Source organism: Citrobacter sp. Cf125 (assembly GCF_030333935.1).
Taxonomy (GTDB): Bacteria; Pseudomonadota; Gammaproteobacteria; order Enterobacterales; family Enterobacteriaceae; genus Citrobacter; species Citrobacter freundii.
Genome location: NZ_JAOWEY010000025.1, coordinates 720,031 through 733,695 on the forward strand (window position 1 = coordinate 720,031; position 13,665 = coordinate 733,695).

The 13,665-nt window shown below is 52.2% G+C and carries 9 protein-coding genes; 7 read left to right on the forward strand and 2 right to left on the reverse strand.

The window, feature by feature from the left end:
* The first annotated feature begins 109 nt into the window (after nt 1-109).
* From cmoM to OGV89_RS20105, 7 genes are all read left to right on the forward strand, one after another.
* Nucleotides 110-913, forward strand: coding sequence for a tRNA uridine 5-oxyacetic acid(34) methyltransferase CmoM (cmoM, locus tag OGV89_RS20075; protein ID WP_003846990.1), 804 nt, complete (start codon nt 110-112; stop codon nt 911-913).
* On the forward strand, nt 906-2,228 hold the full coding sequence (mukF, locus tag OGV89_RS20080; protein WP_003836877.1) for a chromosome partition protein MukF: 1,323 nt from the start codon (nt 906-908) through the stop codon (nt 2,226-2,228). Before cmoM ends, mukF begins: the two co-directional genes overlap by 8 nt.
* Nucleotides 2,209-2,913, forward strand: a complete 705-nt coding sequence (gene mukE / locus OGV89_RS20085) for a chromosome partition protein MukE (RefSeq protein WP_200002959.1) — start codon at nt 2,209-2,211, stop codon at nt 2,911-2,913. Before mukF ends, mukE begins: the two co-directional genes overlap by 20 nt.
* Complete coding sequence (gene mukB / locus OGV89_RS20090) at nt 2,913-7,373, forward strand: chromosome partition protein MukB (protein WP_003846984.1); 4,461 nt, start codon at nt 2,913-2,915, stop codon at nt 7,371-7,373. The genes mukE and mukB overlap by 1 nt, the downstream gene beginning before the upstream one ends.
* 245 nt (nt 7,374-7,618) lie before the next feature.
* Complete coding sequence (ldtD, locus tag OGV89_RS20095) at nt 7,619-9,370, forward strand: L,D-transpeptidase (RefSeq protein WP_003836872.1); 1,752 nt, start codon at nt 7,619-7,621, stop codon at nt 9,368-9,370.
* A 177-nt stretch (nt 9,371-9,547) separates the two neighbouring features.
* On the forward strand, nt 9,548-10,096 hold the full coding sequence (gene mepK, locus OGV89_RS20100) for a peptidoglycan L,D-endopeptidase MepK (protein ID WP_003035820.1): 549 nt from the start codon (nt 9,548-9,550) through the stop codon (nt 10,094-10,096).
* Between the two features lie 28 nt (nt 10,097-10,124).
* The gene (locus OGV89_RS20105) at nt 10,125-10,772 is read left to right on the forward strand and encodes an MBL fold metallo-hydrolase (RefSeq protein ID WP_003035823.1); all 648 of its coding nucleotides are present in this window, start codon (nt 10,125-10,127) and stop codon (nt 10,770-10,772) included.
* A gap of 53 nt (nt 10,773-10,825) precedes the next feature.
* On the opposite strand, the gene aspC is transcribed toward OGV89_RS20105, so the two are convergent.
* Nucleotides 10,826-12,016, reverse strand: a complete 1,191-nt coding sequence (aspC, locus tag OGV89_RS20110; protein WP_044712521.1) for an aspartate transaminase — start codon at nt 12,014-12,016, stop codon at nt 10,826-10,828.
* Nucleotides 12,017-12,199: 183 nt separating this feature from the next.
* Nucleotides 12,200-13,276: a porin OmpF gene (ompF, locus tag OGV89_RS20115; protein ID WP_016149871.1), complete on the reverse strand. Its 1,077-nt coding sequence runs from the start codon at nt 13,274-13,276 to the stop codon at nt 12,200-12,202.
* Between the last annotated feature and the right edge of the window lie 389 nt (nt 13,277-13,665).

A 13,665-nucleotide genomic window follows, 5' to 3' on the forward strand; every position in this document is an offset into this window, starting at 1 on the left:
CAGCAGGGGATCTGCAGGGATATTACACCAGGAAGGTTCATTCTCGGCGTGGGTGTGACAAAATAGCGGTTTTACTTAGTCACCTTAAAGCCAGCGTGTGGAGAGCCCGATGCGGGATCGCAATTTTGATGACATTGCAGAGAAGTTTTCCCGTAACATTTACGGCACCACTAAAGGTCAGCTTCGCCAGACGATCCTCTGGCAGGATCTGGACAAACTTCTTGCCGAATACGCGGGCCAGACATTGCGTGTGCTTGATGCGGGTGGCGGAGAAGGGCAGACAGCCATTCTGATGGCGCAGCGGGGCCATCACGTTACCTTGTGCGATCTTTCTGCTGAGATGGTGGCGCGAGCGCAACGGGCGGCAGAAGAGCAAGGTGTGAGCGACAACATGCATTTTATACATTGTGCCGCTCAGGACATCCCACAGCATTTGGATTCTCAGGTTGATCTGATATTGTTTCATGCTGTGCTGGAATGGGTGGCCGATCCACAAGCCGTCTTAAAAACATTGTGGTCGATGTTACGCCCGGGCGGTGCTTTATCGCTGATGTTCTACAATGCAAATGGCCTGTTGATGCGTAATGTGTTGGTCGGTAATTTCGGCTATGTACAGCAGGGAATGTATAAAAAGAAACGGCGCACGTTGTCTCCCGATTTCCCGCGCGACCCTCAGCAGGTCTATGGCTGGCTGGAGGAGATTGGCTGGGAGATAACCGGTAAAACGGGCGTGAGGGTGTTTCATGATTATCTGCGTGATAAACAAAAACAGCATGACTGTTTTGATGCTTTAACAGAAATAGAAACGCGCTATTGCCGCCAGGAACCGTATATCAGCCTTGGGCGCTATATTCATGTCACCGCGATTAAACGTCCGGCCCGAGCCGCAGATGCAAGGATAACCTATGAGTGAATTTTCCCAGACAGTCCCCGAACTGGTTGCCTGGGCCAGAAAAAATGACTTCTCCATCTCTCTGCCGGTAGACAGACTTTCGTTCCTGCTGGCGGTCGCCACATTGAACGGTGAGCGACTTGACGGTGAGATGAGTGAAGGTGAACTGGTGGATGCGTTCCGCCATGTGAGTGATGCGTTTGAGCAAACCAGCGAAACCATCGGCGTCCGCGCCAACAACGCGATCAACGATATGGTGCGTCAACGTCTGCTGAACCGCTTTACCAGCGAGCAGGCTGAAGGCAACGCCATTTACCGTTTAACGCCGCTCGGGATTGGCATCACAGATTACTATATTCGTCAGCGCGAGTTCTCTACGCTGCGTCTTTCCATGCAACTGTCGATTGTTGCAGGCGAACTGAAGCGCGCGGCGGATGCGGCAGCGGAAGGTGGCGATGAGTTCCACTGGCACCGCAACGTCTATGCGCCATTGAAATACTCGGTGGCGGAGATTTTCGACAGTATCGATCTGACCCAGCGCATCATGGATGAACAGCAGCAGCAGGTAAAAGACGACATCGCACAGTTGCTAAACAAAGACTGGCGGGCGGCGATTTCCAGCTGTGAACTGTTGCTTTCTGAAACGTCTGGTACGCTGCGTGAACTGCAGGATACGCTGGAGGCGGCGGGGGATAAGCTACAGGCTAACCTGTTACGCATCCAGGACGCCACAATGACGCATGATGATTTGCATTTTGTTGATCGGCTGGTGTTTGATTTACAAAGCAAGCTCGACCGCATTATTAGCTGGGGTCAGCAGTCCATTGACTTGTGGATCGGCTACGATCGTCATGTGCATAAATTTATCCGTACCGCGATCGATATGGATAAAAACCGCGTCTTCGCCCAGCGTCTGCGTCAGTCCGTGCAGACCTACTTTGACGACCCATGGGCGCTGACCTATGCCAACGCCGATCGTCTGCTGGATATGCGTGACGAGGAGATGGTGCTGCGTGACGAAGAGGTCACCGGTGAACTTCCGGAAGATCTGGAATATGAAGAATTTAACGAGATCCGTGAACAACTGGCGGCGATCATCGAAGAACAGCTGGCTATCTACAAATCCAGACAAACACCACTGGATCTCGGTTTGGTAGTGCGCGAGTATCTGGCGCAATACCCACGTGCGCGTCATTTCGACGTCGCGCGTATTGTTATCGATCAGGCGGTACGCCTTGGCGTAGCGCAAGCAGACTTCACTGGACTGCCAGCCAAATGGCAGCCGATTAATGATTACGGAGCCAAGGTACAGGCGCATGTCATTGACAAATATTGAACAAGTGATGCCGGTAAAGCTGGCGCAGGCGCTGGCGAATCCGTTATTTCCGGCGCTGGATAGCGCCTTACGTTCGGGCCGCCATATCGGTCTGGATGAACTGGATAATCATGCCTTCCTGATGGATTTTCAGGAATATTTTGAAGAGTTTTACAACCGCTACAACGTGGAATTGATCCGTGCGCCGGAAGGGTTCTTTTACCTTCGTCCGCGTTCAACGACGCTCATTCCGCGTTCGGTCCTGTCTGAACTGGACATGATGGTGGGTAAAATTCTGTGCTACCTCTATCTCAGCCCGGAACGCCTGGCGAACGAAGGGATTTTTACCCAGCAAGAGCTGTATGACGAGCTGTTAACGCTGGCGGATGAAGCCAAACTGCTGAAGCTGGTAAACAACCGTTCAACCGGTTCTGACGTTGACCGCCAGAAGCTACAGGAAAAAGTGCGTTCTTCGCTCAACCGCTTGCGCCGCTTAGGCATGGTGTGGTTTCTGGGCCACGACAGCAGCAAATTCCGTATTACAGAATCTGTCTTCCGCTTTGGCGCGGATGTGCGTAGCGGTGACGATCCGCGTGAAGCACAGCGTCGCTTAATTCGTGATGGTGAAGCGATGGCGGTCGAGAACCGTCTGCAGCTCAACGATGAGCCCGAAGAGAATCAGCCGGACAGTGGAGAAGAAGAATAATGATTGAACGCGGTAAATTTCGCTCACTTACGCTGATTAACTGGAATGGTTTTTTTGCCCGTACGTTTGATCTCGATGAGCTGGTCACCACGCTGTCCGGTGGTAACGGTGCGGGTAAATCCACCACCATGGCGGCATTTGTTACGGCGCTCATTCCGGACTTAACTCTGCTGCATTTCCGTAACACCACCGAAGCTGGTGCAACCAGCGGTTCACGTGATAAAGGTCTGCACGGTAAGCTGAAAGCAGGGGTCTGTTACTCAATGCTCGACGTCCTCAACTCGCGTCATCAGCGCGTGGTCGTGGGTGTGCGTCTGCAACAGGTTGCGGGTCGTGATCGCAAAGTGGATATCAAACCGTTTGCCATTCAGGGGCTGCCGATGTCGGTACAGCCAACCCAACTGGTGACGGAAACGCTGAACGAACGCCAGGCGCGCGTACTGTCTCTACCTGAGCTGAAAGAGAAGCTTGATGAGATGGAAGGTGTGCAGTTTAAGCAGTTCAACTCAATAACCGATTATCATTCGCTGATGTTCGATCTGGGCATCATTGCTCGCCGTCTGCGCTCCGCGTCTGATCGTAGTAAATTCTACCGTTTGATTGAAGCCTCGCTGTACGGCGGGATCTCCAGCGCCATTACCCGTTCACTGCGTGACTACCTGCTGCCGGAAAACGGCGGCGTCCGTAAAGCGTTCCAGGATATGGAAGCCGCGCTGCGTGAAAACCGCATGACGCTTGAAGCGATTCGCGTAACCCAGTCTGACCGCGACCTGTTTAAGCATTTGATCAGCGAAGCGACCAACTATGTGGCTGCGGATTATATGCGCCATGCCAACGAACGTCGTATCCATCTGGATAAAGCACTGGAATATCGTCGTGAACTGTATACCTCACGTAAGCAGCTGGCGGCAGAGCAGTACAAGCACGTGGATATGGCGCGTGAACTGGGCGAGCATAACGGCGCCGAAGGCGATCTTGAAGCCGATTATCAGGCCGCGAGCGATCACCTGAATCTGGTGCAAACCGCGCTGCGTCAGCAGGAAAAAATTGAACGCTACGAAGCGGATCTCGAAGAACTGCAGATCCGTCTTGAAGAACAAAATGAGGTGGTTGCGGAAGCCGTTGACCGCCAGGATGAAAACGAAGCCCGCGCGGAAGCCGCCGAACTGGAAGTGGATGAGCTGAAAAGCCAGCTTGCCGATTACCAGCAGGCGCTGGACGTCCAGCAGACGCGAGCCATCCAGTATACCCAGGCGATCCAGGCCCTAAATCGGGCGAAAGAGCTCTGCCACCTACCGGATCTGACAGCCGACAGCGCCGCCGAATGGCTGGAGACTTTCCAGGCCAAAGAGCAGGAAGCCACTGAAAAACTGCTAACGCTTGAACAAAAAATGAGCGTGGCGCAAACCGCGCATAGCCAGTTCGAACAGGCTTATCAGCTGGTGGCGGCTATCAACGGCCCGCTGGCACGTAGTGAAGCCTGGAGCGTGGCGCGTGAACTGCTGCGCGAAGGCGTTGAACAGCGCCACCTGGCGGAACAGGTTCAGCCATTGCGTATGCGACTGAGCGAACTGGAGCAGCGTCTGCGCGAACAGCAGGATGCCGAGCGTCTGCTGGCCGAATTCTGCAAGCGTCAGGGTAAACAGTTTGATATCGATGAGCTGGAAGCGCTGCACCAGGAACTGGAAGCGCGCATCGCCGCCTTGTCGGACAGCGTCTCGTCTGCCAGCGAACAGCGTATGACGCTGCGTCAGGAACAGGAACAGCTACAATCCCGTATTCAGCATTTGATGAAGCGGGCACCTGTCTGGCTGGCTGCGCAAAATAGCCTGAATCAGCTTAGCGAGCAGTGTGGCGAAGAGTTTACCTCCAGCCAGGATGTGACCGAGTATCTGCAACAATTGCTGGAGCGCGAGCGTGAGGCCATTGTTGAGCGTGATGAAGTCGGTGCACGTAAAAATGCGGTTGATGAAGAGATTGAACGTTTAAGTCAGCCGGGCGGTGCGGAAGATCAGCGTCTGAACGCGCTGGCTGAACGCTTTGGCGGCGTGCTGCTGTCAGAAATTTATGATGACGTTAGCCTTGAAGATGCCCCGTACTTCTCTGCGCTGTACGGTCCTTCGCGCCATGCCATCGTGGTACCAGATCTATCACTAATTACCGAACAGCTTGAAGGGCTGACGGATTGCCCGGAAGATCTCTATTTCATCGAAGGGGATCCGCAGTCGTTCGATGATAGCGTCTTCAGCGTTGATGAACTGGAAAATGCGGTGGTGGTGAAAACCGCCGAGCGTCAATGGCGTTATTCCCGCTTCCCGAAGGTGCCTATTTTTGGTCGTGCCGCGCGCGAAAGCCGTATCGAAACCCTGCATGCCGAGCGTGAAGGGCTGTCTGAACGTTTCGCCACGCTCTCCTTTGATGTACAGAAAACCCAGCGTCTGCATCAGGCGTTCAGCCGCTTTATCGGCAGCCATCTGTCGGTGGCGTTTGAAGCCGATCCAGAAGCGGAAATTCGCCAACTGAATAGCCGTCGCGTTGAACTGGAACGTGCGCTGACCAATCATGAAAATGATAATCAGCAAAGCCGTATGCAGTTTGAACAGGCGAAAGAGGGCGTCTCCGCGCTGAACCGCCTGCTGCCGCGCTTGAATCTGCTGGCAGATGACACGCTGGCCGATCGCGTGGACGAAATTCGCGAGCGTCTGGATGAAGCTCAGGAAGCCGCGCGTTTTGTACAGCAACATGGTAATCAGTTGGCGAAACTGGAACCTATCGTTTCAGTTCTGCAAAATGACCCTGAGCAGTTTGAACAACTGAAGGAAGACTATACGTATTCCCAGCAGATGCAGCGCGACGCACGTCAGCAGGCTTTTGCGCTGACTGAAGTCGTACAGCGTCGGGCGCACTTTAGTTATTCCGACTCAGCCGAAATGCTGAGCGGTAATAGCGATCTGAACGAAAAATTGCGTGAACGCCTGGAACAGGCGGAAGCCGAACGTACCCGCGCTCGTGAAGCGCTGCGTAGTCATGCTGCACAGTTAAGCCAGTACAACCAGGTCATGGCATCGCTAAAAAGCTCTTATGACACCAAAAAAGAGCTGCTTAATGATTTACAACGTGAACTGCAGGATATTGGCGTTCGTGCGGACAGCGGTGCCGAAGAGCGCGCGCGTATCCGTCGTGACGAACTGCATGCGCAGCTCAGCAACAACCGTGCACGCCGTAACCAACTTGAGAAAGCACTGACCTTCTGCGAAGCGGAGATGGAAAACCTGACCCGCAGACTGCGCAAGCTGGAACGTGATTATCATGAAATGCGCGAGCAGGTAGTCACCGCCAAAGCCGGCTGGTGTGCAGTCATGCGGATGGTGAAAGATAACGGTGTGGAACGTCGTCTGCACCGTCGCGAGTTGGCCTATCTTTCCGGTGACGAACTGCGTTCGATGTCGGATAAGGCGCTCGGTGCGCTACGTCTGGCGGTTGCGGATAACGAACACCTGCGCGATGTGTTGCGTATGTCTGAAGATCCAAAACGCCCAGAGCGCAAAATCCAGTTCTTCGTCGCGGTTTACCAGCATCTGCGTGAACGTATTCGCCAGGATATTATCCGTACCGACGATCCGGTTGAAGCCATCGAACAGATGGAGATTGAGCTGAGCCGTCTGACGGAAGAGCTAACCTCTCGTGAACAGAAACTGGCGATCAGCTCACGCAGCGTGGCGAACATTATTCGTAAGACCATTCAGCGTGAACAGAACCGTATTCGCATGCTGAACCAGGGGCTGCAAAGTGTGTCGTTTGGCCAGGTTAACAGCGTTCGCCTGAACGTCAATGTGCGTGAAACGCATGCTACCTTGCTGGACGTACTTTCAGAGCAGCATGAGCAGCATCAGGATCTGTTTAACAGCAATCGTCTGACCTTCTCTGAAGCGCTGGCGAAGCTGTATCAACGTCTGAATCCGCAGATTGACATGGGACAGCGTACGCCGCAAACCATAGGTGAAGAGCTGTTGGACTACCGTAACTATCTGGAGATGGAAGTTGAGGTTAACCGTGGCTCTGACGGCTGGCTGCGTGCTGAATCTGGCGCGCTGTCAACGGGTGAAGCGATCGGGACCGGGATGTCTATTCTGGTGATGGTGGTGCAAAGCTGGGAAGATGAAGGTCGCAGATTGCGCGGGAAAGACATCTCTCCTTGCCGCCTGCTGTTCCTTGATGAAGCAGCACGACTCGATGCGCGTTCTATTGCGACTCTGTTTGAGCTGTGTGAGCGTTTGCAGATGCAGCTGATTATCGCTGCCCCGGAAAACATCAGCCCAGAGAAAGGCACGACCTACAAACTGGTGCGTAAAGTCTTCCAGAACACCGAGCACGTTCATGTGGTGGGGCTGCGCGGATTTGCGCCTCAGTTACCGGAACCACTGCCGGGGACTGAAGATGCCTCCTCGCAGGCAAGCTAAATAGAAAGGCGGTCATTTGACCGCCTTTCTTCTTTTCCGAAAAGTCTCAATTGCAGGTGCAATTTCTTTTAACTTCTTTACATTATACCAGGTAAAACATTGGCGAAGTTTATATACTGAAGATAAGCCTGACGGGTATGCAGGCTTACTCGTCATACTTCAGTTGTATTGGCGTCTACAGGCGTTGCAAACCCGATTTATGGTGCCTGGCTATAGAGTATGATAAAGAAAACAGGGGGCAAGGGATGTTGCTTAATAAAATGTGTGGTCGTCGGCTGTCGGCAATCAGTTTGTGCCTGGCCGTAACATTCGCTCCACTGTTCAATGCGCAGGCCGATGAGCCTGAAATGATCCCTGGCGATAGCTCTGCGAGCGTCAGTGAACAGCCAACAGCATTATCGCAGCCGCAGGTACAATCTTCCGCGACGGCTATTATGGCGGGGATTCAACCGTTACCGCAGGGCGTGTCAGTTGATCAAGCCCGCGCCGAATTACAATCTCAACTTCCAGCGGGCTTCACGCCAGTGTATATGAGCCAGCTGGAATTGCTGTATGCCGCACGTGAAATGAAGCCGATGTGGGAAAATCGTGATGCGGTAAAGGCCTTTCAACAACAGTTGGCCGAGGTCGCGATTGCTGGCTTTCAGCCGCAGTTTACTACCTGGGTTGCACTTCTGACTGATCCGGCAGTAACCGGTCAGGCGAGAGACATTGTGCTCTCGGATGCGATGATGGGGTATCTGCACTTTATCGCTAATATCCCTGTCAAAGGTAATCGCTGGCTTTACAGCGGTAAGCCCTATGCGCTAACGACGCCGCCGATTTCTGTCATCAACCAGTGGCAGGTCGCACTGGATAACGGTCAACTAACTTCGTTTGTTGCCAGCCTGGCACCGCAGCATCCGCAGTACGCCGCAATGCATGAATCGCTGCTCAAGCTGGTAGGTGATACACGTCCCTGGCCGCAGCTAACCGGTACCGCGACGCTACGTCCGGGGGAGTGGAGTAATGACATCCCTGCGCTGCGTGAAATTTTGCGTCGTACGGGAATGCTGGAGTCCACCGTCAGTACATCTGCTAAAGAAGGACGTAGCGCTTACGATCGTGAACTTGTCGATGCGGTAAAGCGTTTTCAGACGTGGCAAGGGCTTGGGGCTGATGGCGCGATTGGCCCTGCCACGCGTGACTGGCTGAACGTAACGCCTGCTCAGCGTGCGGGCGTGCTGGCGTTAAATATTCAGCGCTTGCGCCTGCTGCCGAGTGAGCTGTCTACCGGTATCATGGTGAACATTCCTGCCTATTCGCTGGTTTATTATCAGAATGGCAATCAGGTGCTGGCCTCGCGCGTTATTGTCGGGCGTCCAGATCGCAAAACGCCGATGATGAGTAGTGCGCTGAATAACGTGGTCGTTAACCCACCGTGGAACGTTCCACCGACGCTGGCCCGAAAAGATATTCTGCCTAAGTTATGGAATGATCCGGGATATCTTGAACGTCACGGCTATACCGTAATGCGCGGCTGGAACAGTAAAGAGACGATAGATCCGTGGCAGGTTGACTGGGCCACCATCACTGCGTCCAATCTGCCGTTCCGCTTTCAGCAGGCTCCGGGCGCACGTAACTCGCTCGGACGCTATAAATTCAATATGCCGAGTTCGGACGCTATTTATCTGCACGATACGCCGAACCACAATCTGTTCCAGAAAGATACGCGGGCGTTAAGTTCCGGCTGTGTGCGTGTGAATAAGGCATCTGAGCTGGCGAATATGCTGCTACAGGACGCGGGTTGGAATGATACCCGCATCTCGGATGCCCTGAAGCAAGGGGATACGCGGTACGTGAATATTCGCCAGAATATTCCGGTCAACCTCTACTATCTGACCGCATTTGTTGGCCCGGATGGTCGTACGCAGTATCGTACAGATATTTACAATTACGATCTGACAGCGCGATCCAGCGCACAAATTGTGTCAAAAGCCGAGCAATTAATCAGATAAATGAAGCAGTTCGAGGAAAATGATTGTCGTAAGTTATGCTGGAAACGGGGCAAAATGGCTGTGAGCCCCGTATTTCCTGGGGTTGGGAGCCTTGACGTGGACTACTTAGCCAGATAAGGTTTCCCGCGTGCGCTAGAGCATACATACGATAACATTGACCTTGTAGACCTTAATACCATGGACAAATTTGACGCTAATCGCCGCAAACTGCTGGCGCTTGGTGGTATTGCCCTCGGCGCTGCCATCCTGCCTACGCCTGCGTTTGCAACACTCTCTACCCCACGTCCGCGTATATTGACTCTGAATAACCTGCATACCGGTGAGTCAATAAAAGCAGAGTTTTTTGATGGCAGGGGCTATATTCAGGACGAATTAGCAAAACTTAACCACTTTTTCCGTGATTTTCGGGCCAATAAAGTGAAATCCATTGACCCCGGACTGTTTGATCAACTCTTCCGTCTGCAGGGCCTGCTGGGTACGCGTAAACCCGTACAGCTGATCTCCGGTTATCGTTCCGTCGATACCAATAATGAACTACGTGCGCGCAGTCGCGGTGTGGCCAAGAAAAGCTACCACACCAAAGGGCAGGCCATGGATTTCCATATTGAAGGCATCGCATTAAGTAATATTCGCAAAGCTGCGTTATCTATGCGCGCAGGTGGTGTAGGATACTACCCCAGCAGTAACTTTGTGCATATTGACACCGGCCCTGCACGGCACTGGTGATCCATAAGCTTAATGAAACAGGAGCTGTATGAACTATCGTATTATTCCGGTCACTGCATTCGCCCAGAACTGCTCGCTAATCTGGTGTGAGCAGACTCGTCTGGCCGCGTTGGTCGATCCCGGCGGCGATGCCGAGAAAATCAAACAGGAAGTGGATGCCAGCGGTCTGACGCTAATGCAGATCCTGCTTACTCACGGTCATCTTGATCATGTTGGGGCGGCAGCTGAACTGGCACAGCATTATGGTGTACCGGTTATTGGTCCGGAAAAAGAAGATGAGTTCTGGCTACAGGGTCTCCCTGCGCAGAGCCGCATGTTTGGCTTGGGCGATTGTGAGCCGCTGACGCCCGATCGCTGGCTGAACGAAGGTGATCGGGTCAGCGTTGGCAACGTGACGTTGCAGGTGTTGCATTGTCCGGGTCATACACCGGGACATGTGGTCTTCTTTGATGAGCAATCAAAGTTACTGATTTCGGGTGACGTGATTTTCAAAGGTGGCGTAGGGCGCAGCGATTTTCCGCGCGGAGATCACAGCCAACTGATCGATTCGATTAAACGTAAACTGTTGCCGCTGGGCGATGACGTGACGTTTATTCCGGGTCACGGCCCACTTTCTACGCTGGGTAACGAACGGCTTCATAACCCGTTCCTGCAGGACGAAATGCCTGTCTGGTAATACCGCAGATAAATAAAAAGGCCGCTATTGCGGCCTTTTTTGTACGCGATAGATTACAGTACTGCGACAATCGCTTCGCACAGCGGTGCCATGTTATCTGGCGTCATTCCAGCTACGTTTACACGTCCGGAAGCGACAGCGTAGACACCAAACTCTTCACGCAGACGCAGAACCTGCTCTTTTGTCAGGCCGCTGAATGAGAACATGCCGTTCTGTTTGATGATAAAGCTGAAGTCGCGGTTCGCACCTTTCTCCTGCAGCGTATTCACGAACAGTAAACGCATGCGCTGAATGCGTTGGCGCATATCGGTCAGTTCCTGTTCCCAGATGGCACGCAGCGCTTCATTGCTCAGAATCGTGGCAACTACGGATGCGCCGTGTGCTGGCGGGTTGGAATAGTTAGCGCGAATGGCTGATTTCATCTGACTAAACGCACGGTCGACGGTTTCAGCATCAGCAGCAACCAGCGTACAGGCACCCACGCGCTCATTGTACAGACCAAAGTTCTTGGAGTAGGAACTGGCAACGATCAGCTCTTTGTGCAGCGCGGCGAATGCGCGCAGACCTTCTGCATCTTCTTCCAGACCGCGGGCAAAGCCCTGGTATGCGAAGTCAAACAGCGGCAACCATCCTTTCTCGACAGAAAGCTGAGCCAGCGTTTGCCACTGCTCAAGCGTAGGATCGATACCGGTTGGGTTATGACAGCAGCCGTGGAACAGTACCACATCGCCAGCCTGAGCTTCGCTGAGGCTGGCCAGCAGCGCATCAAAGTCTAATGAGTGGTTCGCCGCATCGTAATAGTTGTATTCACGAACTTCCAGACCGGCAGAGTTAAAGACGCTCTTATGGTTCGGCCAGCTTGGGTTGCTCACCCATACGCGTTTAGCCGACGTATTTCTTGCGAGAAAATCAGCTGCCACGCGAAGTGCGCCAGTGCCACCAGGGGTCTGTGCTGTACGTGCGCGTTTATCGTTGATAAGCGAACTCGTTTTACCAAACAGTAATTCCTGAGTACAACGACCAAACTCTGGAATACCGTCAATGCCAAGATAGTTTTTGGTGGTTTCATTTTCCAGTATATATTGCTCGGCTTTTTTAACGCTGGTCAGCACCGGCGTTTTGCCTGTCTCATCTTTATATACACCGATCCCGAGGTTTATTTTTCCAGGGCGGTCATCGGCACGAAACAAATCAGCCAGACCCAAAATGGGGTCGGCAGGAGCGGCGGTAATGTTCTCAAACATGACGAGGTTCCATAGTGATTACAGAAGGGAAGTCCGCTATCAGGTTAACGGTAGATTTACAAAATGCCAACCGTTACTGACGAAAAGCTGAGGTGTTTTTTTAAGACGCAAGAATCCGCTGGCAGATATAAAAAAACAGGACCGAAGTCCTGTTTTTAAGGCATTTAACAAAGAGGTCTGCTATTAGAACTGGTAAACGATACCAACTGCAACGATGTCGTCAGAGTTCACGCCCAGTTTGTTGTCAGAATCGATTTGGTTAATCTTGTAGTCAACATAGGTGGACATGTTTTTGTTGAAGTAGTAGGTCGCACCTACTTCGAAGTAATCGACCAGATCCACATCACCGATACCTTCTACGTCTTTCGCTTTAGACTTGTTGTAGGAGAGGGACGGACGCAGGCCGAAATCGAACTGGTACTGAGCAACGACGAATACGTCTTCAGTTTTGTTCGCAAAACCGCTGTTACCAGCACCTGAGATGCGGGTCGCGTTACGGGTTTCACCGTAGTTCGCTGCCAGGTAGATGTTGTTAGCATCGTATTTCACGCCGGTCGCCCACTGCTCAGCTTTTTTACCGCCATTGCCGTAGAAAGAGTTTTCCTGCGCGTTGGTGCGGTCAGCTGCGCCGTAAGCACCCACGATACCGAAACCATCCATTTCGTAGCTTACAGAACCGCCAACGCCGTCGCCGTTAGAGCGACCGGTATTGCCATCACGTTCGTTTTTACCCAGATACTGGATACCGAAGTTCAGACCGTCAACCAGACCGAAGAAGTTGGAGTTACGGTAGGTTGCAACACCACCAACACGACCAACGAAGAAGTTGTCGCTGTATGCGGTATCACCACCAAATTCTGGCAGCATATCGGTGTAACCCAGAGCATCGTAAACGATACCGTAGTTACGACCGTAGTCGAAAGAACCCAGATCGGCATATTTCAGACCAGCAAATGCCAGACGGGTTTTGTTGCCGTTCTGAGCGTCACTGCCGCCTTCAGAGTTGTTACCGGCAAAGTTGTATTCCCACTGACCGTAACCGGACAGCTCGGAGTTAATCTGAGTTTCCCCTTTGAAACCAAGACGAGCATAAGTCTGATCGCCATCGTCAGCAGCGCTGTCAGAAAAATAATGCAGACCAACGGTTTTACCGTAGATATCCAGCTTGTTACCATCTTTGTTGTAAACTTCTGCAGCGTTAGCTGCCCCGGCTACCAGCAGAGCAGGGATAACCACTGCCAGAATATTGCGCTTCATCATTATTTATTACCCTCATCGGTTTTTATATGACACCTGCCACTGCCGCCAATAAATTCCGTCAATGAAAATTTACGGAACTATTGATGAGAGTTTGGTGTCTTTATGTGTCTGACAGGCATCTTTCCATTCAAACTACCGTTTCGCTACCGTCAAAGTGCTACAAATATAAAGATTTGGTTTCAAAAAGAAAAAGTGTGTAACAAAATGTTATTTTTGTGCAACTTTGTGAACAGCGTCAAACTTCGGATACCCCTGAGCTGAAAATTCTCGTTTTTATTTCTATTTATATGATTTTCTTATATTTAATTTTGCTAAGGTTATTTTTTCTCCGTAATACCGGAAAGTTTGGATTTTACAGATAACGATTTTTGGACGTCTGGAGTGCCGTG

Bases quoted from the DNA above. Each gene is read 5' to 3' on its own strand.
- cmoM (WP_003846990.1), top strand. From the start codon at position 110: ATGCGGGATCGCAATTTTGATGACATTGCAGAGAAGTTTTCCCGTAAC.
- aspC (WP_044712521.1), bottom strand. From the start codon at position 12,016: ATGTTTGAGAACATTACCGCCGCTCCTGCCGACCCCATTTTGGGTCTG.
- mepK (WP_003035820.1), top strand. From the start codon at position 9,548: ATGGACAAATTTGACGCTAATCGCCGCAAACTGCTGGCGCTTGGTGGT.
- OGV89_RS20105 (WP_003035823.1), top strand. From the start codon at position 10,125: ATGAACTATCGTATTATTCCGGTCACTGCATTCGCCCAGAACTGCTCG.
- ompF (WP_016149871.1), bottom strand. From the start codon at position 13,276: ATGATGAAGCGCAATATTCTGGCAGTGGTTATCCCTGCTCTGCTGGTA.
- mukF (WP_003836877.1), top strand. From the start codon at position 906: ATGAGTGAATTTTCCCAGACAGTCCCCGAACTGGTTGCCTGGGCCAGA.
- mukB (WP_003846984.1), top strand. From the start codon at position 2,913: ATGATTGAACGCGGTAAATTTCGCTCACTTACGCTGATTAACTGGAAT.
- ldtD (WP_003836872.1), top strand. From the start codon at position 7,619: ATGTTGCTTAATAAAATGTGTGGTCGTCGGCTGTCGGCAATCAGTTTG.
- mukE (WP_200002959.1), top strand. From the start codon at position 2,209: ATGTCATTGACAAATATTGAACAAGTGATGCCGGTAAAGCTGGCGCAG.